19 protein-coding genes are annotated in these 23919 nt (G+C 63.7%); 14 read left to right on the forward strand and 5 right to left on the reverse strand.

Annotation, left to right across the window (positions count from 1 at the left end; all coding sequences use genetic code 11):
- Nucleotides 1–4 precede the first annotated feature (4 nt).
- The 6 genes from pxpB (at nt 5) to DWB85_RS11505 (ending at nt 6090) form a co-directional block, all read left to right on the forward strand.
- Nucleotides 5–682 carry a 5-oxoprolinase subunit PxpB gene (pxpB, locus tag DWB85_RS11480; RefSeq protein ID WP_117954688.1) on the forward strand — a complete coding sequence of 226 codons (678 nt, stop codon included), beginning with the start codon at nt 5–7 and terminating at the stop codon, nt 680–682.
- Complete coding sequence (locus tag DWB85_RS11485; protein WP_239017301.1) at nt 679–1617, forward strand: 5-oxoprolinase subunit C family protein; 939 nt, start codon at nt 679–681, stop codon at nt 1615–1617. The genes pxpB and DWB85_RS11485 overlap by 4 nt, the downstream gene beginning before the upstream one ends.
- Entirely contained in the window at nt 1614–2456 is an 843-nt protein-coding gene (locus DWB85_RS11490; RefSeq protein WP_117954690.1) for a glutamate cyclase domain-containing protein, read from the forward strand. Before DWB85_RS11485 ends, DWB85_RS11490 begins: the two co-directional genes overlap by 4 nt.
- Nucleotides 2457–2505: 49 nt before the next feature.
- Nucleotides 2506–3363: an aminotransferase class IV gene (locus tag DWB85_RS11495; RefSeq protein ID WP_117954692.1), complete on the forward strand. Its 858-nt coding sequence runs from the start codon at nt 2506–2508 to the stop codon at nt 3361–3363.
- The gene (alr, locus tag DWB85_RS11500) at nt 3363–4445 is read left to right on the forward strand and encodes an alanine racemase (RefSeq protein ID WP_117954694.1); all 1083 of its coding nucleotides are present in this window, start codon (nt 3363–3365) and stop codon (nt 4443–4445) included. The genes DWB85_RS11495 and alr overlap by 1 nt, the downstream gene beginning before the upstream one ends.
- 136 nt (nt 4446–4581) lie before the next feature.
- The gene (locus DWB85_RS11505; protein WP_117954696.1) at nt 4582–6090 is read left to right on the forward strand and encodes a Ppx/GppA phosphatase family protein; all 1509 of its coding nucleotides are present in this window, start codon (nt 4582–4584) and stop codon (nt 6088–6090) included.
- Nucleotides 6091–6092: 2 nt separating this feature from the next.
- Here the strand turns inward: DWB85_RS11505 and DWB85_RS11510 are convergent, their stop codons facing one another.
- Nucleotides 6093–7070, reverse strand: coding sequence for an alpha/beta fold hydrolase (locus DWB85_RS11510; RefSeq protein WP_117954698.1), 978 nt, complete (start codon nt 7068–7070; stop codon nt 6093–6095).
- A 179-nt stretch (nt 7071–7249) separates the two neighbouring features.
- Between DWB85_RS11510 and DWB85_RS11515 the strand changes: the two genes are divergently transcribed.
- Nucleotides 7250–8665 (forward strand): alkaline phosphatase, encoded by a 1416-nt coding sequence (locus DWB85_RS11515; RefSeq protein WP_117954849.1) that lies wholly within the window; start codon nt 7250–7252, stop codon nt 8663–8665.
- Nucleotides 8666–8669: 4 nt separating this feature from the next.
- Here the strand turns inward: DWB85_RS11515 and DWB85_RS19540 are convergent, their stop codons facing one another.
- Both DWB85_RS19540 and DWB85_RS11530 read right to left on the reverse strand, forming a co-directional pair.
- Nucleotides 8670–9557 carry a general secretion pathway protein GspB gene (locus DWB85_RS19540; protein ID WP_162846093.1) on the reverse strand — a complete coding sequence of 296 codons (888 nt, stop codon included), beginning with the start codon at nt 9555–9557 and terminating at the stop codon, nt 8670–8672.
- Entirely contained in the window at nt 9547–11217 is a 1671-nt protein-coding gene (locus DWB85_RS11530) for an ExeA family protein (RefSeq protein WP_117954851.1), read from the reverse strand. The genes DWB85_RS19540 and DWB85_RS11530 overlap by 11 nt, the downstream gene beginning before the upstream one ends.
- Nucleotides 11218–11334: 117 nt before the next feature.
- Here DWB85_RS11530 and DWB85_RS11535 point away from each other — a divergent pair, with 117 nt between their 5' ends.
- The 7 genes from DWB85_RS11535 (at nt 11335) to DWB85_RS11560 (ending at nt 21208) form a co-directional block, all read left to right on the forward strand.
- Nucleotides 11335–13581, forward strand: a complete 2247-nt coding sequence (locus DWB85_RS11535) for a patatin-like phospholipase family protein (protein ID WP_117954704.1) — start codon at nt 11335–11337, stop codon at nt 13579–13581.
- A gap of 1 nt (nt 13582) precedes the next feature.
- Complete coding sequence (locus DWB85_RS11540) at nt 13583–15091, forward strand: M48 family metalloprotease (RefSeq protein WP_162846094.1); 1509 nt, start codon at nt 13583–13585, stop codon at nt 15089–15091.
- Nucleotides 15088–15987 (forward strand): DMT family transporter, encoded by a 900-nt coding sequence (locus DWB85_RS11545; RefSeq protein ID WP_117954710.1) that lies wholly within the window; start codon nt 15088–15090, stop codon nt 15985–15987. The genes DWB85_RS11540 and DWB85_RS11545 overlap by 4 nt, the downstream gene beginning before the upstream one ends.
- Nucleotides 15988–16099: 112 nt before the next feature.
- Nucleotides 16100–17332 carry an HD-GYP domain-containing protein gene (locus DWB85_RS11550; RefSeq protein ID WP_117954712.1) on the forward strand — a complete coding sequence of 411 codons (1233 nt, stop codon included), beginning with the start codon at nt 16100–16102 and terminating at the stop codon, nt 17330–17332.
- A gap of 231 nt (nt 17333–17563) precedes the next feature.
- A complete protein-coding gene (locus DWB85_RS11555) occupies nt 17564–18535 on the forward strand; it encodes a hypothetical protein (protein ID WP_162846095.1) in 972 nt (323 codons plus the stop codon).
- Nucleotides 18532–19929 carry a hypothetical protein gene (locus DWB85_RS19545; RefSeq protein WP_162846096.1) on the forward strand — a complete coding sequence of 466 codons (1398 nt, stop codon included), beginning with the start codon at nt 18532–18534 and terminating at the stop codon, nt 19927–19929. Before DWB85_RS11555 ends, DWB85_RS19545 begins: the two co-directional genes overlap by 4 nt.
- Nucleotides 19898–21208, forward strand: coding sequence for a serine hydrolase domain-containing protein (locus DWB85_RS11560; protein WP_162846097.1), 1311 nt, complete (start codon nt 19898–19900; stop codon nt 21206–21208). The genes DWB85_RS19545 and DWB85_RS11560 overlap by 32 nt, the downstream gene beginning before the upstream one ends.
- A 26-nt stretch (nt 21209–21234) precedes the next feature.
- On the opposite strand, the gene DWB85_RS11565 is transcribed toward DWB85_RS11560, so the two are convergent.
- Both DWB85_RS11565 and DWB85_RS11570 read right to left on the reverse strand, forming a co-directional pair.
- On the reverse strand, nt 21235–21786 hold the full coding sequence (locus DWB85_RS11565) for a PadR family transcriptional regulator (RefSeq protein ID WP_117954718.1): 552 nt from the start codon (nt 21784–21786) through the stop codon (nt 21235–21237).
- Nucleotides 21787–21880: 94 nt separating this feature from the next.
- Nucleotides 21881–23902 carry an NADPH-dependent 2,4-dienoyl-CoA reductase gene (locus tag DWB85_RS11570; RefSeq protein WP_117954721.1) on the reverse strand — a complete coding sequence of 674 codons (2022 nt, stop codon included), beginning with the start codon at nt 23900–23902 and terminating at the stop codon, nt 21881–21883.
- Nucleotides 23903–23919: the final 17 nt, after the last annotated feature.

Genomic DNA, 23919 nt, shown 5'->3' on the forward strand with positions numbered 1-23919 from the left:
CATCGTGGAATTGCATTTTGCCGGCGAAAACGCGCTGATGCTGTATCTGGGCGATGAGACCTCGCCGCAGGTTTCGGCGCGCGTACAGGCGGCGGCGGTAGCGGTTGAAGCCACCCTGGGAGAGGACCTAGTCGACCTGGTACCCTCCTACGCCTCGCTGTTGGTGGTCTACAACCCGATGACTACCGACCACCTGTCGGTGGCCCAGCGCATCCACCATAGCCTGGACACTCTGGAGTCCGCCGCGGCTGCCGAGGGCGAGGAAGTGGTGCTGCCGGTCTACTATCACCCGGAAGCGGGCGAGGACCTGGAAGCCCTGGCCGCCAGGGCGTCAATGAGTGTCGATGAAGTGATAGCGCTGCACAGCGGCTGCGAGTACCGCGTTTACGCCATCGGCTTCGCCCCCGGCTTTGCCTACCTGGGACAGGTTGACCAACGCATTGCCGCCCCTCGCCTGGCGACGCCGCGGCAGAAGGTACCCCGCGGCGCCGTAGCCATCGCCGATCGCCAGACCGCCGTTTACCCGGCGCAGTCACCCGGTGGCTGGAACCTGATCGGGCGCTGTCCCTTACGCATGTTTGACCCGAATGCCACCCCCACCATGCCGGTGAGCGTGGGTGACCGGGTGCGCTTCGAGCCCGTCGACCGCAGCCGTTTCCTGGCCCTCGGAGGTGAGCTGTGAGCCTCAGGGTGGTGCAACCCGGCATACTCAGCCTGCTGCAGGATAGCGGACGCATGGGGCAACACCGCATCGGGCTCACCAATGGCGGCCCCCTGGACCCGGAGGCGTTCACCTACTGCAATCGCCTGCTGCAAAACCCGTCGGGCAGCACGGCGGTGGAAATAAGTTTTGGCGGCATTCAGCTGGAAGCAGGCGTCGATACATTTATCTGCCTGACCGGCGCGGTGATGCCCCTGCGTATCAACGACCGGCAGCAACCCCAGTGGGAAGTGCTGCCAGTGAAGGCGGGTGACCGCATTGCCGTGGAATTTGCTGAAACAGGGTCACGAGCCTACCTGGGGGTGGCTGGGGGCTTCGATATCGAACCCTCCTTTGGCAGCACAGCCACGGTAGTGAGGGAAAAAATCGGCGGCCTGGCGGGCGACAAACTGCACGCCGGTGACGAGTTGCCGTGCCCGACCGTAAGCGCCCGCAAACGGCTCTATCTGCGCGAGGATCACCGCCCCCGCTACCAGCAGGAAATCACGCTACGAGTGATCCCCGGCTACCAGCAGAAGCACTTCAGCCGTTACCAGCAGCGGCGCTTTTTCAGCCACGCCTATACCGTGTCTGATCGCTGTGATCGCATGGGCTTCCGGCTGGAGGGGCCCGCTATCGAATGTGACATCGACGGCATACTGTCCGAGGGCATCTGCTTTGGCGCTATCCAGGTGCCCGCCGACGGCCAGCCCATCGTGTTACTGAACGACCGCCAGACTATCGGCGGCTACCCCAAGATTGGTTCCGCCCTGTCGCTGGATTGCGCGCGCCTGGCGCAGATGCGGCCCGGAGGTACCGTTCACTTTGCCCCGCTCAGCCCCCACGGGGCCCACAACGCCCTGCACCTGGCGGACAGCTTGGTCCGCCGCCGGCCGCTGATGGAGCGCAGCGCTTGAACGAGACCTCGCTCAGCACCGCCATCGAAGCCGCGCTGGTGGCCCGCAACCTGCGCAACATGCAGCATGCCAGGCGCGCACTGACGCCCGGTTACTACCTGCGGGCTGCCCGGATGCTCCGCGATGTCAGCGGCGTGGTCATCATTGGCACCGGATTTCCGGTAAGCGGCACCTTTGAAACCGATGGCCCGGTGGGGGCCATCGCCCTCTATGAGGCACTGGAAAAACTCGGGGCCGAACCCTGGCTTGCCTGCGACCGGCCGCTCTCCAGTTGCCTGCAGTCCGACTACCGCCTGCTTGAACTGCATGCCCGCTCACCGGGAGCTGCCGAGACCGAGGCGGCAGCCAACCTGGCAAGACTCCAGCCCGACGCGGTGATCTCGATTGAGCGTCCGGGGCTCAGTGCCGATGGCCGTTATTACAATATGCGCGGTGAGGACATTACCCCCCACAGCGCCTGTTTCGATGCTTACATCACGGGGGCCCGCTGCCCCACCATCGCAATCGGCGACGGTGGCAATGAAATCGGCATGGGTAATATCCGCGCGGCGATCGCCGACCTGGATATCAATGCCGCCGAAACCGGTTGTGACGTGTTGCTGGTGGCCGACGTCTCCAACTGGGGGGCTTATGGCCTTATCGCCCTGCTGGGCCTGTGGCGGCAGCGCGACCTGCTGGCAGAGATATCCCCGCTGGCCATACTCGAGTATCTTTCCGGACATGGCAGCGTGGATGGCGTTACTCGCGCAAACACCCTGACCGAAGACGGTCTGGACGCGGCCGAGGGCCAAAAGGTTATCGATGAGCTGCGGGCACTCACCGGCTTTGTCAGCTCCTGATCCACTTAACGACCGCCCGCCGGACTGGGCCACTGAAAAGGTAAACAAGATGAGCATTGTGTACTTGAACGGCGATTACATGCCGATGGAAGAGGCGCGAATCTCGCCCATGGACCGGGGCTTCCTGTTCGGCGACGGGATATATGAAGTGGTGCCCTCGTACGATGGCAGGCTGGTGGGGTTAACCCCCCACCTGGAGCGCATGCAGGAGGGGCTGGACGCCATTGAGATCAAGCTCAAGGTAGACCATAGCGCCTGGCGCAACATCGCCGGACAACTGATCGAGCGCAACGGTGGCGGCAACCTGGGCATTTATTTCCATGTCAGCCGCGGGGCAGACAGCAAGCGTCATCACGCCTACCCGGACAACATTGCGCCGACGCTCTACGCGTTCGCCTTTGATATCCCGCCAGCCCCCCGGCCGGAAAAAAGCGCGGCTTCCCCCTATACCGTATCCACCGCTGAAGACCTGCGCTGGCGGCGCTGCAATATCAAATCCACCGCCCTGCTGGGCAATGTCATGCACTACCAGCACGGCCACTCCCGCGGACATTCGGAAACCATTCTCTACAACCAGCAGGGAGAAATCACCGAGGCGGCAGCCTGTAATGTGTTCGTGATCAAGAACGGCATCGTCGCCACACCACTGCTGGACCACCAGAAACTACCCGGCATCACCCGCCTGATGTTGCTGGAAATCCTGCGCCGGGACGGCAGCATACCGGTGCACGAACGGGTGGTAAAACTGGCAGAACTGGAGGACGCGGACGAGGTCTGGATTACCTCTTCCTCCAAGGAGATCGCACCAGTCATCGAAATTGACGGAAGGCCGGTGGGCAATGGCGAAATCGGTGATGTCTGGCTGGCTGCGCAAGGTCTCTACACTGAGCACAAGTTCGATTTCTGATGGCGCGCGCTAACCAGGCCAGGCTTAACCTGCAGGCACTGCGTCACAACCTGGCCCATGCCAGGAGACTGGCCCCCGCCGCGAAGGTGATGGCAGTGGTCAAAGCCAACGGTTACGGTCATGGGGCGGTCACCGTGGCACAGGCACTGGCGCCGCAGGCGGATGCGCTGGCCGTCGCCACCATCGACGAGGCCATGGAACTGCGGGCCGCGGGTCTGGTGGCGCCGGTATTGCTGCTTGAGGGCGTGTTCGAAGCCAGCGAACTGGACATCGCAGCGCGAGAAAATTTCTGGATTACCATCGATAATGGGCAGCAGTTGCAGTGGCTGGAACAGGCACGCCTGCCGGCGCCGCTGCGCTGCTGGCTGAAGGTCGACACCGGGATGCACCGCCTGGGCGTGCCCGCAGCGGAGACCGCCGATTTCCATCAGCGGCTCAGCGCCTGCGGCAACTGCCAGGCGGAGATTGTCGCCTGCACCCACTTCGCCAGCGCTGACGACCTCGACAGCAAGCAGACCAATGAGCAACTGGCCCTTTTCGAGCAGGCCACCGCCGGACTGGGCGTGTTGCGCAGCGCCGCCAATTCCCCCGCCGTGCTGGGCTGGCCGGCCTCGCATTACGACTGGATACGCCCGGGCTACATGCTCTATGGCGACAGCCCCTTTCCCGCACCCCACCCGAACGCGGCGCCACTGCGACCGGTCATGACACTGTGCAGTTCGGTGATATCCCTGCGCGAGGTCGACGCCGGGGAATCAGTGGGCTACGGCGCCAGCTGGACCGCGCAGCGCCCGTCCAGGATTGCCACCGTGAGTATCGGTTATGGCGACGGCTATCCCAGGCAGGCGGCCAACGGCACTCCGGTGCTGGTCCGGGGCCAGCGCGCGCCGCTGGCCGGGCGGGTTTCCATGGACATGATTACCGTAGACGTTACCGACCTGCCCGAGGTCAGGCTGGGCGACGAGGTGGTGCTCTGGGGTGAAGGACTGCCGGTGGGGGAGATCGGCGCCCATGCCGGCACCATCGGTTACGAGTTGACCACCCGTATGCCGGCGCGCACTCCCAGGGTCGTCATCCCCTGAGCGGGCCTGGCGGCACCGCAGCGGGGGCAAAACTGTATCGACCAGGCACCGACCGCACGGACGGCGGCTCAAATGCAGGCCGGGCGGTAATCATTTACCATACTGGCTGCACCCTCGAACAAGGACCCGAAACACCTTGGACGCCGACCAAAGAGATCACCTTCCGGATGGCAGCCTGCTCGCCGCCATCGACCTGGGGAGCAACTCCTTCCACCTGATCATCGCCAAAACCGAACACGGCGAGATGCGGCCGGTGGAGGTACTGGCGGAAAAAGTCCAGCTGGGCGCCGGTCTCGTTGACGACCGCCTGTCGCGAGAGGCCATCGACCGGGGCCTGGACTGCCTGTCGCGATTCGCCCAGCTGCTGGGCAGTGTCGAGCCGCAAAAGATACGCGTGGTGGGCACCCACGCCCTGCGCCAGGCAGAGAACCGGCTCGATTTCACCCTGCCCGCCCGGGACATCCTCGGCACCCGGGTCGACGTAATCTACGGACGGGAGGAAGCCCGGCTGGTGTACCTGGGTGTGGCGCACACCCTGGCCGACGATGCCCACTCGCGACTGGTGATCGACATAGGCGGAGGCAGCACCGAGTTTATTATCGGCCAGCGCTTTGAGCCGCAACGACTGGAAAGCCTGCAAATGGGCTGCGTTTCATTTAGCGGCGACTATTTTGCCGACGGCATAATCAACACCGCCAATTACCAGCGAGCCTACAACCGGGCGCGACTGGAGACCTCCCGGATCCGCTCTCGCTACAGTTGCGATCACTGGGCCGAGTGCGTCGGCTCCTCCGGCACCCTCAACGCCATTGAAGCCATTGTCATCGAAAACGGCTGGAGCGAAAGCGGCATCAGCCGCAAAGCGCTGTCCAGGCTGGAGAAAAAGCTGCTCAAGTTCTGCCACTTCGACGAGATAAAACTCAATGGCCTGAGCGAAAGCCGGCGCAACGTAATTGTTGCCGGCGTGGCAATAACCACTGCCCTGTTCGACACGCTGGGTATCGCGCAGCTACGCGCCTCCAAGGGAGCGCTGCGGGAGGGGGTTATCTACGATCTGATGGGCAGGCTGAGCCACGAGGACGTGCGCGAACGCACCGTCAATGCGCTGGTGCAACGCTACTCGGCCGACGAGCCCACTGCCGCCATCGTGGAGCGACGCTGCGCCACGCTGTTTTCAGCAACCCGCGGCAGCTGGCGGCTGGAGAACGAGGACTGGGAGCTGCTGCACTGGGCCGCACGCACCCACGAGATCGGCATGGCCATCTCCCACAAGCACTTTAACCGGCACACCGCCTACCTTTTACGTAACGCCGACCTGCCCGGGTTTTCCCAGGAAGAACAGGAACAGCTGGCCATTCTCACCCAGGGCCAGCGCGGCAAAATCAACACCGACCTGCTCGACGGTCTCCCCCGGGGCACCAGCAGACGCCTGTGCTACCTGCTTACCATCATCCGCCTGGCGGTCTGCTTCAAGTACGTGGAAACGCTGGAACAGCTGCCCGAATTTGCGGTCCAGGCAGATGAAGACTCACTGTCTTTGGGTTTTCCGGACACCTGGCTGGAAGCGCACCCTTTGACCCACAGCGAACTCCTCAACCAGCAGGCGTATCTGCGCCGCATCGGCATCGAACTCTCCGTGTCCTGAGTTCAGTGAGCCCCGGCCGCGATTTCCGCGAGATAATCCAGCAGTATCCGGTTTACCGCGTCCGAAGCTTCCAGCTGCACCATATGGCCCGCGCCGGGAATCATCCGCAGCTGACGCAGGTCCGGGAAAATTGCCCGCATCTGGCTGATAGGGTCATCGCCGTGAAATCCCTCCAGATCGACATCGTGTTCGCTGCCCAGGAAATAAGCCGGCACATCACTTTGCACACCCTCATAGGGTTTGCGCTGGGCCCACTTCAGATCCATTGCGCGATACCAGTTCAGGCCACCGGTAAAGCCGCTGCGACTGTATTCGCTGACAAAAAATTCCAGCTCCAGCTCGGACAGCCAGGGCCAGGGCAAAGCCGGTGGTTCCGCCATGGCGTCGATATAGGAAGTACCCGGCGGGTGCTGGAAACAGTCGAAGTAATTGCCGGCACCACTGAGGGTGTGAAACACCTTGTGCAGGAAGCGTCGTGGCTCAGCGGCCAGTTCCCGGTCGGCCCGCGGTGGCTCCCGAAAGTATTCAATATGCAGGAAATGCTGCTCGCCGATACGCCGGTATTCAGTGAGCGGCGACTCCTCCGGGTTGTGGGGTGCCGCCGGGTTCTCCAGGCCGATGACTGCCCGCACCCGCTCCGGGTGCCTCAGGGCCAGGTCGTAAATGGCGAAGGCGCCGAAGTCCAGCCCGGCGAAGACCGCCTGTTCAATCTCGAGGTGGTCGACAAGGCCCAGCAAGTCGCCGCTGATATGGTCTATATCATAGGCCTCAGGTTCGGCGGGTGCTTCAGTCTGCCCCATGCCGCGCATATCGGGGGCAATCACCCGGTAGCCGGCCCTCGCCAGGGCGCTAATCTGGCGATGCCAGCTGAACCAGATATGGGGAAACCCGTGACACAGCACCACCGGCATACCCTCGCCCTCTTCCACATAGTGCATGCGGATGCCGTTGATGGTCGCTGTATGGTGTGTCCAGTTCATCCCGCTGTGCTTGTGTTTACTGGCCGATGTTGGCTTCCGCCGCCGGGGCGCCACCCCATCCTGCCACAGGATGGCCGCGATGATAAGCGAGCGAAGATCCGCCTGCCGCTCGCGCCGCGTGCATCCGCCGGGCCAACGTGGTATCACTGAAAACTCGCATCCTGTTTCGGGGCCACACCATGAAACCACTATACCGGGCACTGTTTGTCGCCTGCCTGCTCAGTTCCAGCCATGCCCAGTCCCAGGTGCCGGGGAGTCTGTCTGGCAACCAGTCCGCGGACCCGTCCCGTAACGTGATCCTTATTATTGGCGACGGCATGGACGAGCAGCAGCTCACCATTGCCCGCAATTACCTGCGGGGCGCCGCCGGCAGGCTGACCCTGGACAAACTGCCGCTGCGCAGTGTCGCCCAGGTGCTGACCATCGAGGACAGGGTCGAGGGCAAGCCGGTGTACGTGGCGGACTCCGCCAATACCGCTACCAGCCTGGCCACCGGGGTCGTCACCAGCCGGGGCAGGCTGGCGACCACCGCCGGCAGCGACGAGGACATCCCGACCATTGCCGAGCTGGCGCTGCGCGCCGGTTACCGCGCCGGCGTCGTCACCACGGCCAGCGTCACCGATGCCACCCCGGCCGCATTCGCCGCGCACCTCAGCTACCGTTTGTGCGAAAACCCGACGCTGGTCGATCGTATCGAGTACAACGGCATCCACCTCGGTGGCTGCCCGCAGGACGCCCGCCAGCGGGGCGGCCCCGGATCGGTCGCCGAGCAACTGGCGGATTCCAAACTGCATGTCATTCTCGGCGGCGGCCGCAAGCATTTCGCGGTGACGGCCGCGGGCCAGCAGCAAACCGTATTGCAACAGGCCGCCGCCAGTGGCTTCCAGCTGGTAACCACACCTGAACAACTGGCGACCGCCCGTCCCGAAGGGCGCTTGCTGGGGCTGTTCGCTCAGGGCACGCTGCCGGTGCGCCTGCAGGGAGAGAATGGCCGGGAGGCGGAGCAGCCCGATCCCAGTCTGCTCAACCGGGTGCACGGCTACCTGGGGGACGTGGCCCTTCCCGCTGCCATGAGCTGCGAGCCAAATCCGGGCAATGTCGGCATACCGACGCTGCGCCAGATGACCGATATCGCCCTGGCGCGGCTGTCGGCTGACAACCCGCGCGGCTTCTTTCTCATGGTGGAATCGGCATCCATTGACAAGCAGTCCCACGAGCGCAAACCCTGCGGCTCGATCGGCGAAGTGGAGCAGCTCGACGAGGCGCTGGAGAGCGCACTCAACTTTGCCCGCAAGCACCCCAACACCCTGATCCTGGTGACCGCTGACCACTCCCAGGCTGCCCAGCTCATTCCCCACGTCAGCCTTTATGCCAGTTACCCCATCCCGATATATACCCCGGGATACCTGGCCCGCATCACCACTCCCGAGGGCAGCGTGATGGATATCAACTACGCCACCACCACTTTCATGATGGAAGAACACACCGGCGCGGCAGTGCCGCTTTATGCCAATGCAGCGGGCAGAGGGAAGGTGCCGAGCTATGTCACCCAGCCGGAAATATTCCATATCATGAGAGCCTACCTGGGGCTGTAGATGGCTACAGGTTGACCCAGCTGTTCAGGGCGCGCAGACGAAACTGGGTGCCGCGGTAATCCAGCACCACCGAGTCGGGCAGGATCTCTTCCACCCGGACGCCGGAAGCGGGGCTGCCCCCGACTTTCAGGGCCTTGCCGTTCAGCACCACCACCGACTCTCCCGGACGGCCGGAATAGTCGTGCCGCTCATAGAACAGGCTGGGTATAGCGTCCTTGGTCTGTTGCGACAGCCCGACAATAAACGGCGCCGGATGTTCCGCTAGCCTCGCGTTCTGCAGTTCGTCCTCGGCCGCGCGCACCAGTTCTTCAATATCCACCCCCGTTTCCTCGATCGCCGCTTCGGCGGCGGTCACTGGCGCCTCTGTCGATGACGCGGGACCGGTCTCCACCGGCACTGTCGGCGCCGGTCGCTGGCGATAGAGCGAGGATACGTCCTCCCGGCTGTTGCTTCGGGCCACCGGCGCCGCAGCCGCTGGCGGCGCCGGCTGCGCTGGCTCAGGTGTGGCTGGCTCAGGTGTGGCTGGCTCAGGTGCGGCCGGTTCTGGCCGCGGGGTGGGCTGTGGCGGGGCCTGTTCCTTGCCGGGAGCGCCGCTGAACTGTCCGGCCGGGGGCGCAGGGCCGGCCGCGGCCATGTCCTGTACAGCAGCGTCTGAGGCCCTGATTTTCGCCACGGCTGCCGGATCGCTCAGGCTGCCCCGTTCCCACAGCAGCCAGGCAATCACCGCAGTGGCGAGCACCAGGGCTGTCGCCAGCACGATCATTCTGGCCGGATGTTGCCTGTCGGCATAATCATGGCGGGTGACCAGGGTCGGCACCTCGTCCTGTTCCCTGCGGGAGCGGTTCAGCGCATCCAGAATCAACGACACCGGCAGGCCCTCATCAATTGGCACCCGCCCTGGCCTGCAGGACGGCCCTGGCAGCGGCGGCGGAAATATCAATGCCAAGTTCGCGGTTCAGCTTGAGCAGCGTTTGCACACCCACGACGCCGTCGGCCTCCAGACCCATATCGCGCTGGAAAATCATTACCCGCTGTTTCAGGGAATCATTGAAGCGCTGTCCGGCGAGCGCCTGCGCCTGGCCATCCAGTTGCGCAAACAGCTGCGCCACCGCTGCCACGGCGGGACCGCTGTCACCCGCGGACAGGGGGCGATCAAAGCCGACCGGCGGCCGCCACAAAAAGCGGTAGCGGCCGGTCCACAGGGGGCCCAGGTCCGCCAATGCAACCAGCTCCACCGCACTTTCGCCGCCCACCCAGGCCTGGCGACCCTCGATCCCCAGCAACACCACGCCGGCGGCGAAGCGTTCGGGGCTTACCATGTCGAGCAGCAGGGGACGCGACAGCGTGACAAGCTCATCCCAGGTCATGGCCTCGTCTTCGACGCAGGCGAGTTCACCATTCGGCTCCTGGCACCACCGGTCCGGCAACGGCCGGTCGCTGAACAGGGACCAGTACAGGGCCGTTGCATCTCCCGGCGCCAGCAACCAGCTGGCGAGGGCGGAGTCCGGCACCGCTGAACCAGCATCTGCGATCATTGCCGCGGCAGCAGTCTCCGGGGCTGGAGTCTCCGCTTCGATTTCGGTGGCGGCTGGCGCCACAATCGCCGGTACATCACCGGCGATAGCGTCAGCATCGCGCCCAGGTGGGTTTGACTGCATTCCCCACCAGGCAGCCAGGGCTCCCATTACGACCAGGGCGGCCAGCGCCCAGGGCCACCACGATACCTGCTTTACGCCCTCCTCGCCCAGCACTTCCCGGGCAGCGAGGCGCAGGGTCGCCCGGTCAGCCCGGTGCTTGTTACGGCCGTATGCCCCCAGCATGATCCGGTCGCAGAGAACATTGATCAACCGCGGTATACCGCGGGTGCGCTGGTAAATCCCCCGCACCACTGACGGCGGGAAGATCACCCGGTCCGCGGCCATGCCCGCCACCTGCAGGCGATGGTTGATATACGCCCCGGTCTCCGCCCGGTTGAGCGGCCCGAGATTGTAACGGGCGGTGATGCGCTGGTTGAGCTGGCGCAGCTCCGGCCGGGCCAGCAACTGGGCGAGCTCCGGCTGGCCAATGAGGATAATCTGCAGCAGTTTTTCGCTGTTGGTCTCGAGGTTGGTCAACAGGCGAATCTGCTCCAGCACCTCGAAATCCAGGTGCTGGGCCTCATCGATCATCAGCACGGTTTTGCGGCCGCGGGTGTGATTGTCCAACAGGAAACTGTGCAGGGCATCGGTCAGGGACTTGAGTGTCTGCCTGTCATCATCGTACCCGATTCCCAGCTCATCGCAGGCCGTGGCCAGCAGCTCAACCGCGTTGAGCGCCGGGTTGAGGATAATCGCAATGTCGGTGTCATGGGGCAGTTGCTCGAGCAGGCAGCGATTGATGGTGGTCTTGCCGGTGCCGACCTCGCCAGTAAGCAAAATAAAACCACCCCCTGCCCCAACGCCATAGAGCAGGTGCGCAAGCGCATCCCGGTGCCGTGCGCTCATGAACAGGTAACGCGGGTTTACGGCAATCGAGAAGGGCGCTTCGTTGAGGCCAAAATAGTGATGATACATGCGCGCCATTATGCACCAGGAAACGCGGGAATACAGTGCCGCCGGCAGGCAGACCAGCGTGGACCCGGGCAGCGGCGACTGGGATAATGCCCGCTCTGCACTGACCCGGTCCCCACCATGTTTTCAGCCCGTTCTGCTGTCCTCTGCCTCGCCATTGCCCTGCTGTCATCCATGCCGGTCCGGGCTGACGAGGAGGTGGTCCTGGTACTGGCTGGCGGCGGCGCCCGGGGCATTGCCCACGTCGGCGCCATCGCCGCCCTGGAGGAGCTTCAGGTGCCGGTGAAAGCGATTGCCGGCACCAGCATGGGGGCACTGGTGGGCGGGCTTTACGCCCAGGGCATGGACGCCCGGCAACTGCGGGAGGTGGTCGAGACCATGGCCTGGGACGAGGCCTTCGAGGACTCGGTGGACCGGGACAGCCTGCCGCAGCGGCGCAAGGAGGATGACTACGACTATCCCGCCTCGCTGTCGCTGGCACTTAACGAGGGCGGGCTCTCCATTCCCCTGGGCATTGTCCAGGGCCAGCAGGTGCGGCAGATGATCAAGGACCTGTCCCTGAACTCCGACCACATAGACGATTTTGACAGGCTGCCAACCCCCTATCGCGCCGTGGCTACCGACATCGAAACCGGCGATGCCTATGTGTTCAGCGGTGGCGACATCGTAACCGCCATGCGCGCCAGCATGTCGCTGCCGGGCTTGCTGGCGCCTGTAGAGCACGATGGCAGGCTGCTGGTTGACGGCGGCCTGGCGATGAACATACCGGTCAAAGTGGGCAGGGACCTCGGCGGTGAACGCCTGGTGGTGATCGATATCGGCACCCCGCTGCGCGATCGCAGCGAGATCAACAACCTGCTGGACGTGGGCGACCAGATGATCAACTTCCTCACCCGCAAGAATTCCATCGAGCAACTCGGCCTGCTCACCGACAGGGACCTGTTGATCAACCCCGACCTGAGCGGCATCGGCATGCTGGACTTCGAGTTAAGCAGCGAGATATACCAGCGCGGCTACGATGCGACCATGGCCATGCAGGACGCCCTGCGCCCCCTCGCCCTGGGCAGCGAGGCCTGGGCTCGCTATCTGGCGAACCGCAACATGGCCACGCCTGGGGAGCCGGTGATCGACCGTATCGACATTTTTGATGACAGTCACCTGCGCAGCGATGTCATCCGGGTGCAGCTTTCCCAGCAGGTGGGCCAGCGGCTCGACCGGCAACAGCTGCGCGCCGACATCGAAAATATTTACGCGCTGGATCACTGGCAGATTATTGACTACGACGTGGTGAGCGCCGGGAGCGACGGCAACGTGCTGGAAATTCACGCCACGGCCAAGACCTGGGGCGACAACGATCTCAAGTTCGGGCTCAACCTGGTGACATCCCTGGATGGCAGCAGTGAAATCAATATTGGCGCCAGCTACCTGTGGAAGGGCATTACCGACCTGGGGGGCGAACTGTATGCCCGCGGCCAGGTCGGCGACTTGATGATCCTGGAAACGGAGTTCTACCAGCCGCTGGAGGTGCGGGGCCGCTACTTTATCGCTCCCTACCTCGGCTATCGCGACCATGACACCACCACCCTGGGCCCGGAGTACGGCTCCGGGGACCCGGTGGGCATCTGGCGGGTGCGTCGGCTGGCCAGCCAGCTGGATGCCGGCTGGAACGTGTTCAAAAACTCCCAGCTCCGCCTCGGCCTGTTCCGCAACGTCGGTGAATACCGCAGCGATGTGGAGATCGGCGGCGACCTGCCAGAGGACCGTTTTCACGAGGGCGGCATCGCCGCCAGCCTGCGCTACGACCGGCTGGACAACCCCTACTTTCCGACCCGCGGTGGCTTCATGTATGCCGAGTACCAGCTGCTGCGCGATGAACTGGGCGCCGACGCCAATTTCGAGCGCTGGCAGGCAATTGCCCAGGGCGCGTTCAGCTTCGGCGCCAACCACCGCAATACCCTGATCTTCACCGGGCGCACGGGCCAGTCGCTGGATGCGCCGAATACACCCGCGAACTACTTTCAGCTCGGCGGCCTGTTCAATCTGTCGGGACTGCCACAGAACCAGCTGTCCGGCCGGCAGATGGCATTTGCCATGGCCCAGTACCAGCGCAGGCTGTCAGGCACCTCGGTGCTGCCCTTTGACGCCCCCGCTTATCTGGGCGTATCCATCGAGGGCGGCGAGGTCTGGTCCCGGCGGCCCGATGTCAATGCTGGCGATTTCATGACTGGCGGCAGCATTTACCTGGCGCTGGATTCGCCATTAGGGCCACTGTATCTCGCCTACGGTCGCAGCGAGGACTCACAGGATGCGCTTTACCTGTCCCTGGGCTGGCCCTTCCTCAATAACCAGTTCCGCATGGGGCGCTGATATGGGCAAGCTTCGACAGTTGCACAGGGAACTTACGCTGGACAGAGCCGCCGGCACCGGTCTTTCTCGCCGGTTCAGCGCCCGGCTCGCTGTTGTTAGCGCGCTGCTGTTGCAGTCGGCGTGCGTGACGTCGGTCATCACCCCGGAGCTGGAAACCCGGGCGGGAAACTCGATGTCGCAACAGGTGGCTGACCAGATAGGCCTGTACATGGACCCGGAACTGGAGCGCTACCTGGACATGGTGGGCCAACGGCTGGTGGATGCACTGGAGGACACGCCCTACCAGTTTCAGTTCGCCCTGGTGGATCAGGCCGAGCCCAACGCCTTTGCCTCGCCCGGCGGGTTCATCTATGTCTCCCGGGGCCTGATGGCACAGATAAACGATGAAGCTGAACTGGCTGGGGTACTGGCCCACGAAATCAGCCACGTGACCCGCAGGCACCACGTCCGCCAGGCCGGTCGCAGCCTTGGCGCCGGGCTGTTGACCCTGCCCGGACGCGCCGTGGGTGTGGTCAGCAGCGACCTGGGCCAGATGATCAATGCGCCGATTGAACACGCGGGCAAGCTCTATCTCTCCTCCTACTCACGGGCCCAGGAAAGCGAGGCCGACGCTTACGGTATGCGTCTGGCGAGTGCCGCCGGCTACGAGCCACTGGCTCTCGCGGACGCCCTGGAGGGCATTGAAAACAGCCTGTTCCTGCTCACCGGGGAGCACCACCAGGCCACCTACCTCGATACCCACCCGACCACGCCCAGGCGGGTCGCGGAAATCGACAGGCTGGCCCGGGAGCTGCACACGGTTCCAGCCCAAGCCCTTGCCGACAGGAAGCTTTTGTACCGCTATCTCGATGGCCTTTGGTGGGGCCCACAGAACCCGCAACAGGGAATATTCCGGGACAACCTTTTCCTGAGCGCCGACCTCGGGCTGGCAGTCAGCTTCCCCGCCGGCTGGCAGACCGTGAACACCCCGCGCTTTGTCGGCGCCATGGAGCCAGACGGCGAGGCCTACCTGGCCCTGGGCCTGAACCCCGGTGAATTCAGCCCCGACACCTATGCGACCGCACTGATTAACCGCATGCGCGATAGAACCGGCCTGCAACCGGTGGCAAGCAGAGACTTCAGGATCGGCCAGTGGCCAGCTCACCTGGTGCGCTATGATGACGACGGCGAAGCCGGGCTGGTGAGCCTGTATTACGTCTTCCTGAACTCCGGCAGTCACAGCTTCACCTTCATGGCCATGGGCAGGGAGCCCCATCGGCAATCACTGCAGACCTCGGTGATGGGCATCGCGCCCCTGTCGAGCGCCCAGGCAGCCACGATTGGCGGCCTGCGCCTGCGAATCGCCAGCATAAACGCAGGCGAATCGCTCACTGACTGGTCGCGAAGAGTGGGCAGCAGCTGGTCCCCGGCGTTTACCGCCGCGGTCAACGGGCTGGAGGAGACGGCGCCGGTAACAGCGCAACGGGAACTGAAGTACGTCCGCCGCGAGCGCTACGCCTCCGGGCAATGACAGCATACAACCAAACCCGGCGGGCGCTGTGGCTGTCTCTGCTAATGGTGGTCATTGCCAGCACCGCCGCTGTGGCCACCCGCTTCGCCTCTGCGCGGGTAAGCATTGAGGCCATTGTCACTGTGCAGTATCTGGTCTGTCTGCTGCTGTGCCTGCCCATCACCCTGCGGCCCGGGCTGGCCAACCTGAAAACCGGCCGTATGGGGCTGCATTTCTTTCGCGGGGCTGCCGGCGTGCTGGGTTTTTACCTGTTCTATGGCGCCCTGGCCCACATCCCCATGGTTGACGCCGTGCTGTTGCGGCAGAGCGCTCCACTGACAGTTCCGCTGGTGGCCTACGTGTGGAGCCGGGAGCGCATAGCCGCCAGCGCCTGGGGTCCTCTGCTCATTGGTTTCGCCGGCATCCTGATGATACTTCGCCCGGGTCCGGAGGGACTCAACTGGTGGCATGCGGGCGGATTTGTATCCGCCCTCTGCTTATCCATTTCCATGGTCGCGACCCACAAGCTGGCAAGCACCGAGCCTGCCTCACGCATCCTCCTGTACTACTTCCTGCTGTCACTGGCATGCGTGGCGCCATTCAGCGCCTCTGACTACGACAAGCTGCACTGGCTGGACTGGGCAGCCATGCTCTATGTAGGCGTGGCGATATACATCACCCTGCGCCTCTATACCCGCGCCTACGCCATCGCCCCGGCGCACGCTATCGCGCCGATCAACTACCTGGCGGTGGTGCTGGGGGCCTTCTGGGGCTGGCTGATCTGGGGCCAGGTGCCAGATGTCTGGTCGGTGTCCGGCAGTGCGCTGGTCATTGTTGGCGGCTTGCTCACGGTTTACCTGGCCCGGGGACCCGTCGGCACGGGCGGGCATACAGCCACTGGCAGAGGCAATCCGTGACCGGCATCGCAGTTTGTGAAAATCTGCAGAAAAGTTGACTTTTTTACAGCGCCTGGCTGGGCTTTCCGGTATTTTTCTGATTTAGACAAAAACAAGACGGGGGATTTGCAGTATGCTGCAGACAGTGAAGGTCCCCACCACGGACCTCACCAAGGGCATGTTCATCAGCGGCCTGGACCGGGAATGGCTGGGCACCCCCTTTGTTACCCAGGGTTTCCTGCTGGAAACCGATGACGACATCCAGCGCGTGCGCGATTTTTGCGAACACGTCTGGGTCGACGTGCATAAATGCGTCTACATCAGCGCCAAGCTTGCGCGCCACGCCAATGGTGAACGGCGGCGCATCCCCCTGCCCGAGATATTCCGCGGCCGCGAGCTGAAGGCCTATTCCGACCAGGCGGAGTGGAAAGAAGAGCATCCCCGGGCCAGCCGCGCCCTGGACACCCTGCTCGACGACATCACCGATATATTCGACCAGGTAGCCAATGCCGGCAAGCTGGACGCACTGCGCCTGAAAACCGCGGCCGACCCCATTATCGGCAGTATCAGCCGTAATCCCGATGCCTGCCTCTGGCTGGGGCGCCTGAAACAACACGATGCCTACAGTTACCAGCACTCCCTGAGCGTGGCCATCTGGGCAGTGGCGCTGGGCCGACAGATCGGCCTGCACAAACGCGACCTGCGCTCGCTGGCGATCGGCGGCATGCTGATGGATGTGGGTAAGCTGCTGGTGGATCCGGAATTACTGCAGGCGGACCGGGAATTGACCCAGGAAGAAACCCGGGAAATGCGCCACCACGTGGCCCATGGCCTGCACCTGGTGAAAAAGAGCGGGATAATCAACCAGGACGTGCTGGATATGGTGGCTTTCCACCATGAGCGCTATAACGGCAGCGGCTATCCCCGGGGCCTGCGCGGCGACGAAATACCGGCTTTTGCCCGCATTGCCGCCATCGTCGACACCTACGACGCCATTACCTCGCAGCGGTCCTACGCCAACGCCAAGGCGCCTGCCGATGCCATCAAAGTGCTCTACCAGGCCCGCGACAAGGAGTTCCAGGCGGAGCTGGTGGAAGCCTTCATCCAGGCGGTGGGCATTTACCCCGCGGGAACCATTGTCGAGCTGACCACTGGTGAGGTGGGCATTGTGGTGGCGGAAAGCCGCACCCGCCGCTTGCTACCCAAGGTCATCCTGGTGCTCAATCGCAGCAAGCAGCACTACCCCAAGCCCAAACTGGTGGACCTGCAGGACACCCAGGGGCGCTACCAGGACAAGCCCATCTCCATCGCCCGAAGCCTGGAACCCGGGGCCTTCGGCATCGATATAGGCCGTTACCGGTTCTAGCCCCCGCTACACTCCCCGTGGCCTGAATGTTACCCTGAGTTCGACCCGGGGGCGTTCACGCTCCTGCATGATGAATGGCGGGGCTTGGGGATACGAGGCGTGCTGCAACAATTTGGCCGAATCTTTATCCTGCTCGCCCTGGGCAGCACGGCACACGGCGTATGCGCTGACACATGGCCGCCAGAACTGGCCCGACCACTTATGGGCACGGCAACGCAGCAGGACGGCAGCATGCTGCTGCAGCCGAACGCCGCCGGGCAAATCCTGCTGGAGTTCCCGCACCGGGAATTACCGTTGGCCGAAAACCCCCGTGTAGTGATCGACTTTGATGGCGCGCCGCCGCTGCAGGTTTTCCTTATATGGCGCAACAGCATCGACACTACCCGGCTGCGCCAGTTCAAATACGTTCCCGGCGCCAATGCACGCGCCGTGATCGATATGTCCGGCCATCGCCACTGGCAGGGCGAGGCCCGGTTGCTGCAACTGGGGTTCCGCGGCCCTCCCGGCCAGGCGATCAATTTTCGCGGAATGACAATCCAGCAGCCCGGGATCGCGGATTATCTGCGGGACCTGTGGCAAAACTGGGCGGCCTTCAGGGGCTGGAAACCCGCCGACATCAACGTCTATACCGGCACCCGTGAATTCAGTACCGGTCCCTACCCCGCCCCGGTTTTCGCCACCCTGGTGCTGGTCGCGATGCTGGCCTACCTGCTACTGGCCCGCCGCAATGCCAGCTGGACCGGTGCCGGGCTGCTCGTATTCTGTGGCTGGCTGGCGCTGGATAGTCTCTGGCAGCTGCGACTGTGGCGGCAGGTGGAGTTGACCACAACGACATTTGCCGGTGCTGGCAATGAGGAAAAACTCGCGCGCTCGGGAGATGCCGCGATCAGCAGCCTGGCCCGGGAGGCGCAACAACGCATCGCTGATCCCCGGGCAGTGGTATTCGTCGCCACGCGTTCCGATACGGCCGGCATGCTTGCGGCCTATTACCTGGCCCCGCTCAATGTCTACTGGCATCGCCACGGTCCCGAGTTGCCCGACCTGGACAGGCTGGCCCCGGGTCATTTCATCCTGCTGTTGCCTCCCTCCGCGCTGCGCCTGGACGCCGGGGAAACCCTGCTGCTGAACCGCCAGGGCGAACAGCTGCCAGTCGCCATTCGCTACCAGGACAACAGCGGCCTGCTGCTGGAGGTCATGCCGTGAGCCTGCTTATGGTTGCGCTTGCCCTCGCCGTCAGCTGGCTGCCCGCGGCCTCCTGGCTGACGCGGTTCATTCCCGCCGCCACCCCTGCCCGGTGGGCGCTGATCAGCGGCTACGCCTGCCTGCTCGGCCTGCTGGCAACAACGCTACTGATGCGCCTGTACAGCCTGCTCGGCATCGACTGGTCGTTTGCCGGCCTGGCACTCGGCAGCCTGTGTATCAGTGCCCTGGCATTGGCATACCCGGCGCGGCCAGGCTATCTGCCTTCCGGGTACGGCGGCCAGTCGCTGCCCCTGACGCGGCTGCAACACATTCTGGTCGTCCTGTGCCTGGCCCTGCTCGCCAGCCGCCTTATTGCCCTGGGGCTGGAACTGCTCACCCGGCCAATGACAGCCTGGGACGCCAAGCAGCACTGGGCCCGGCAGGCAAAAGTTTTTTTCGAACTGAAAAGCACTGTGCCCTACGTCGATCCCGAGCAATGGCTGGCGACGGCCGGTACCGGTGTATTCACCAACATGCACCCGGACTACCCCATTGCAACGCCTCTGCTACAGGCCTGGATGGCGGTGGCCCTGGGTTACTGGGACAACAGCCTGGTCAACGCGCCCTGGCTGCTGATGTGGCTGGGCATCGGGCTGGTATTCTACGCCCAGGCCCGCCAGGCCGGCGCCAACGCCGCGGTCGCCCTGGCCGCCTGCTATATGGTGCTATCGCTGCCCTACCTGAACACCCAGGTGGCCCTGGCCGGTTACGCTGACCTGTTACTGGCCCTGGCCTACCTGGGCGCGGTGGCTGCCTTCGGCAACTGGTTGCTGTCGCGGGCGCAGTGGCAACTGGCGCTGGCGCTGGTGAGCGCCGCCGGTGGCCTGCTGGTGAAAAACGAGGGCTTTTACTGGCTGCTGAGCCTGGCCCCCGGCATCCTGCTGGCAGTTGCCGGGCTGCGCAGGGGGTTCGCGTTACTGGCGGCGCTGGCGCTGGCCCTGTTGTTAACGCTGTACCTGCTGCCGGCGGAGCTTGCCATCGCTGGCCATACACTGGCCTCCATGGCGTTCGGTTACCGCCCCGAGAGCTGGCTTGCGATTTACCTCAGCGGCCTGGTTCATGACAACTGGCACCTGGCGATTTACCTGCTCACCATCGCCCTGGTGCTGGTGCCGTTCAGGGGGCGGACGCTGATACCGCTGGCCATCGTGGTGCTCGCGGCGATCAGCCTCTATCTCATCCTGTATCTCTTTACCGACAATGCCCACGGCGCGGTTAACTTTACCTCCCTTAACCGGGTCGCTCTACAGTTGCTACCGGCGGCGGCTTTCTTCACACTGGCGGTATTCCTTGCCGCTGCGGGCAATGCCCCGGGAGAAAACAGTGACCCTGCGATTACTCCAAAACAGGATTGATAACACGCTCAACCGAATCGCGATTCCCAGGGATCTGGACGAAATTATCCGCATTGATCCCGCCGAGGTGCCTGCCGAACAGTGCGGGCTGACTGAGCGCTCGGTTGAGCTCATCTGGGACGCCGCACTCAGGCTCTACCGCACCGGGATGCACCCCATGCTCAGCCTCTGTGTCCGGCGTGGCGGCCAGCTGCTACTCAATCGCAGTATCGGTTACCGGCGCGGAGACGCCAACAGCGAGGACGCCGAGACTGCTGACCTGGATACGCCTGTCTGCCTGTTTTCCGCCTCCAAGGCGATCAGCGCCATGCTGGTGCACCTGCTGGCGGAGCAGGGCAAGATTCACCTGATGGACCCGCTGAGCTATTACATCCCCGAATTCGCCGCCAATGGCAAGGGCTATATCACTATTTACCAGTTGCTCGCACACCGGGCGGGGGTTCCGGGGCTGGGCGAAAACATCGATCCCCGATTGCTGTTCGAGCGGGAAGAGGCCGTGGCGCGCATCTGCGCTGCCGATCCAATCGATCACCTGGGCCGCACCTCCGCCTACCATGCCATTACCGGTGGCTTTCTTATCGATGAACTCATTCGTCGTACCACCGGATTGACCATCCAGCAGTATCTCGCGCGCTATATTCGCAAGCCCATGGGCATGCGCTTCTTCCGCTACGGCCTCACCAGCAGGGACCTGGAGCGGGCGGCGCAAAATCGCTTCACCGGGCTTGTTCCGGGAAAACTGGTGGGCACGACACTGAAAAATGCCCTGGGCATGGAGTACATGGCGGTGATCGACCTCATCAATGACGCCGAGTTCAAGCAGGCGGTGCTGCCCGCGGGCAACATCTATGCCACCGCCGAGGAGACCAGCCGGTTTTTCCAGATGCTGTTGGACTATGGCCGCTACGGCGACACTACAATCATGCACCCACTAACGGTCCATCGGGCCACCCAGGAGGCGGGCAAAGCCAGCATTGACGCCTCTCTGAAGATCCCCATGCGCTACAGCCCCGGATTTATGCTCGGTGGCAGCCCCGCGGGGATTTACGGCAGGGACAGTCATTATGCCTATGGCCACCTGGGCTTATCCAACGTGTTTGCCTGGGCTGACCCCCAGCGCGACATATCGGTAGCCATTCTCAATAGTGGCAAGCCCGTGCTCGGCAGCCACCTGGCTGCGTTGCCGCGCCTGCTGTACACCATCCCCCGGTCCTGCCCCCCGGTACGGGACATGTCCGAGCCGGGACTGGGCTTCTTGGCGCCAGCTCATACTGACTGACCTGCCCCAGGGGGAACTGAAGCGACTCAGCTCTTGCCCCCGGGAACGGTGGCCAGCAGGGCCAGGGACTCATCACACCAGGCGAGAAACTGCTCCCCCTGGTGAATACCCGATTTCAGGGCCAGATAGACGCCCTTGTGTCGCACCGGCAGGGCCGCCGGATCCTGGTAGTGGCGGCGACGAACGGCCTCGTACAGGTACAGGCGTTGCATCACCTCTTCCCGGCGGGCGCTAACCTCAGCGATGATGTGCTCTGCGTTGTTCTCATCCAGGTTATAGAGCTTGAGCAGCAATTCGTCCTTGGCGGACTGTACCCTGGTTGGCCCGTACACCCACCCGGCGAGGGCCTCTCTGCCCGCGAGGGTCAGGCCGTAGACAATCTTGTTGGGCTTCCCCGACTGGTTGACCTCGCGTTTATTGAGCCAGCCCTTACCCGCCAGCTTGCGCAGCTCCTGGTAGATCTGCTGGTGCGAGGCCTGCCAGAAGAAGCCCATGGACTTCTCGAAATCCCGCGCCAGCTCGGAGCCGGAGAGGTCGGCATCGAGCAGTGATGTCATGATTGCGTGGGCAAGTGCCATAGCCTGTTCCGCCGTTTCAAGGTCATAACAGCATAGACGGTGTTACTCTTTGTGCAAAAAATTGCATCGCGAAACAGGCCATGGCCCGGAATAGTCAGATAGCGGCCGCCAGCCGGGTACCCTGGTCGATGGCGCGCTTGGCGTCCAGCTCGGCGGCCACATCGGCGCCACCGATCAGGTGCACGGGCATGCCACCCAGCGCGTCGGCCAGCTCGCGCCGTGGCTCCTGCCCCGCGCACAGTACCACGTTGTCCACCGCCAGCAGCTTTTCCACCCCCCCGACCGAGATGTGCAGCCCGGCATCGTCGATACGCCGGTACTGGCAGTCGGAAATCATCTGCACTCCCTTCTTTTCCAGGCCGGCGCGGTGAATCCAGCCGGTGGTTTTGCCCAGCCCGCCGCCGACCTTGCTCGCCTTGCGCTGCAACAGACTGACCTCCCGCGGCGAGGGCGGAAATTGCGGCTCCACACCCTCGATACCACCGCGGGCCTGCAGGTTCATGTCCACGCCCCAGGCATCCATAAACTGGCGGATGTCGGTGGACAGCGATTCCTCTCCGTGAGTCAGGTACTCGGCGACATCAAAGCCAATACCGCCGGCGCCGATAATGGCCACCCTGTCGCCCACCGGCAGCTTGTCCTGCAGCACATCGAGGTAAGTCAGCACGCTGGGGTGATCCACCCCTTCAATGTCAGGACGCCGCGGAACAATACCGGTCGCCAGCACAACCTCGTCGAAATCGGCGCCACCAAGCTCGGCTGCTGAGACCCGCTGACCCAGCTGCAGCTTCACCCCGGTCAATTCTATTTGCCGGGCGAAGTAGCGCAGGGTCTCGTAAAACTCCTCTTTGCCGGGAATCTGCTTGGCGATATTGAACTGGCCACCGATTTCATCCGCGGCATCGAACAGGGTGACTTCGTGGCCGCGGCCGGCGGCGGTGGTCGCAAAGGCCAGCCCCGCGGGCCCTGCGCCCACTACAGCGAGCCTCTTGCGCTCGGCGGCAGGCCGGATGAGCAGTTCGGTTTCGTGACAGGCGCGGGGGTTCACCAGGCAGCTGGTCATCCTGCCGGTAAACACATGGTCCAGGCAGGCCTGGTTACAGCCGATGCAGGTGTTGATCTCGTCCGCCCTGCCGTCCCGGGCCTTGCGCACAAAATCCGGATCCGCCAGGAACGGCCGGGCCATGGACACCATGTCGGCATCGCCGCGCTGCAACACTGCTTCGGCAACCTCGGGGGTATTTATCCGGTTGGAGGTGACCACCGGTACCGAGAGCTCCTTGCGGAACCGCGCGGTAACCCAGGTAAAGGCGGCCCGCGGCACCTTGGTGGCGATGGTGGGAATGCGCGCTTCATGCCAGCCGATGCCGGTGTTGATGATGCTCGCGCCGGCGCTCTCCACCGCCTTGCCCAGCTGGATGATCTCTGCTGCGCTACTGCCCCCTTCCACCAGGTCCAGCATTGACAGCCGGTAGATGATAATGAACGCCTCGCCCACCGCTTCCCGCACCCGTCTTACCACCTCCACCGGGAGGCGCATCCGGTTTTCATAGCTGCCGCCCCAGTCATCATCGCGGTGATTGGTGCGCCGGGCCAGGAACTGGTTGAGGAAGTAACCCTCGGAACCCATGATTTCGACCCCGTCGTAGCCGGCTTTTTGCGCCAGTACCGAGGTACGGACAAAGTCCTCGATCTGCTCCCCGATTTCTTCCCCGGTCGCCGCACTGGGCTTGAACATATTGATCGGCGCCTGGATGGCCGAGGGCGCAATGGGATTCTCGTTGAAAGCATAGCGCCCGGTGTGGAGGATTTGCATACAGATCTTGCCGCCCTCTGCGTGCACCGCATCGGTGATCACCCGGTGATCGGCGCAGTCCGCCTCACTCCACAACATTTTCGTGTGTTCGTGGGTGGCGGCGCGCTTGTTGGGACCGAAGCCCCCGGTCACGATCAGGCCGACGCCGCCGCGGGCGCGCTCGGCAAAAAAAGCCGCCATGCGCTGGTGGCCATTGGGCGCCTCCTCCAGCCCGGTGTGCATGGAGCCCATGAGGACACGGTTTTTGAGGGTGGTAAAACCCAGGTCAAGCGGCTGTAACAGGTTCGGGTACTGGCTCATGAATGGCTCCGGCAGAA

Origin of the sequence: Seongchinamella sediminis (assembly GCF_003457605.1) — a bacterium.
GTDB classification, from domain to species: domain Bacteria; phylum Pseudomonadota; class Gammaproteobacteria; order Pseudomonadales; family Halieaceae; genus Halioglobus; species Halioglobus sediminis.

Bases quoted from the DNA above. Each gene is read 5' to 3' on its own strand.
- DWB85_RS11495 (WP_117954692.1), top strand. From the start codon at position 2,506: ATGAGCATTGTGTACTTGAACGGCGATTACATGCCGATGGAAGAGGCG.
- alr (WP_117954694.1), top strand. From the start codon at position 3,363: ATGGCGCGCGCTAACCAGGCCAGGCTTAACCTGCAGGCACTGCGTCAC.
- DWB85_RS11510 (WP_117954698.1), bottom strand. From the start codon at position 7,070: ATGAACTGGACACACCATACAGCGACCATCAACGGCATCCGCATGCAC.
- DWB85_RS11515 (WP_117954849.1), top strand. From the start codon at position 7,250: ATGAAACCACTATACCGGGCACTGTTTGTCGCCTGCCTGCTCAGTTCC.
- DWB85_RS11530 (WP_117954851.1), bottom strand. From the start codon at position 11,217: ATGTATCATCACTATTTTGGCCTCAACGAAGCGCCCTTCTCGATTGCC.
- DWB85_RS11535 (WP_117954704.1), top strand. From the start codon at position 11,335: ATGTTTTCAGCCCGTTCTGCTGTCCTCTGCCTCGCCATTGCCCTGCTG.
- DWB85_RS11540 (WP_162846094.1), top strand. From the start codon at position 13,583: ATGGGCAAGCTTCGACAGTTGCACAGGGAACTTACGCTGGACAGAGCC.
- DWB85_RS11545 (WP_117954710.1), top strand. From the start codon at position 15,088: ATGACAGCATACAACCAAACCCGGCGGGCGCTGTGGCTGTCTCTGCTA.
- DWB85_RS11550 (WP_117954712.1), top strand. From the start codon at position 16,100: ATGCTGCAGACAGTGAAGGTCCCCACCACGGACCTCACCAAGGGCATG.
- DWB85_RS11555 (WP_162846095.1), top strand. From the start codon at position 17,564: ATGCTGCTGCAGCCGAACGCCGCCGGGCAAATCCTGCTGGAGTTCCCG.
- DWB85_RS11565 (WP_117954718.1), bottom strand. From the start codon at position 21,786: ATGGCACTTGCCCACGCAATCATGACATCACTGCTCGATGCCGACCTC.
- DWB85_RS11570 (WP_117954721.1), bottom strand. From the start codon at position 23,902: ATGAGCCAGTACCCGAACCTGTTACAGCCGCTTGACCTGGGTTTTACC.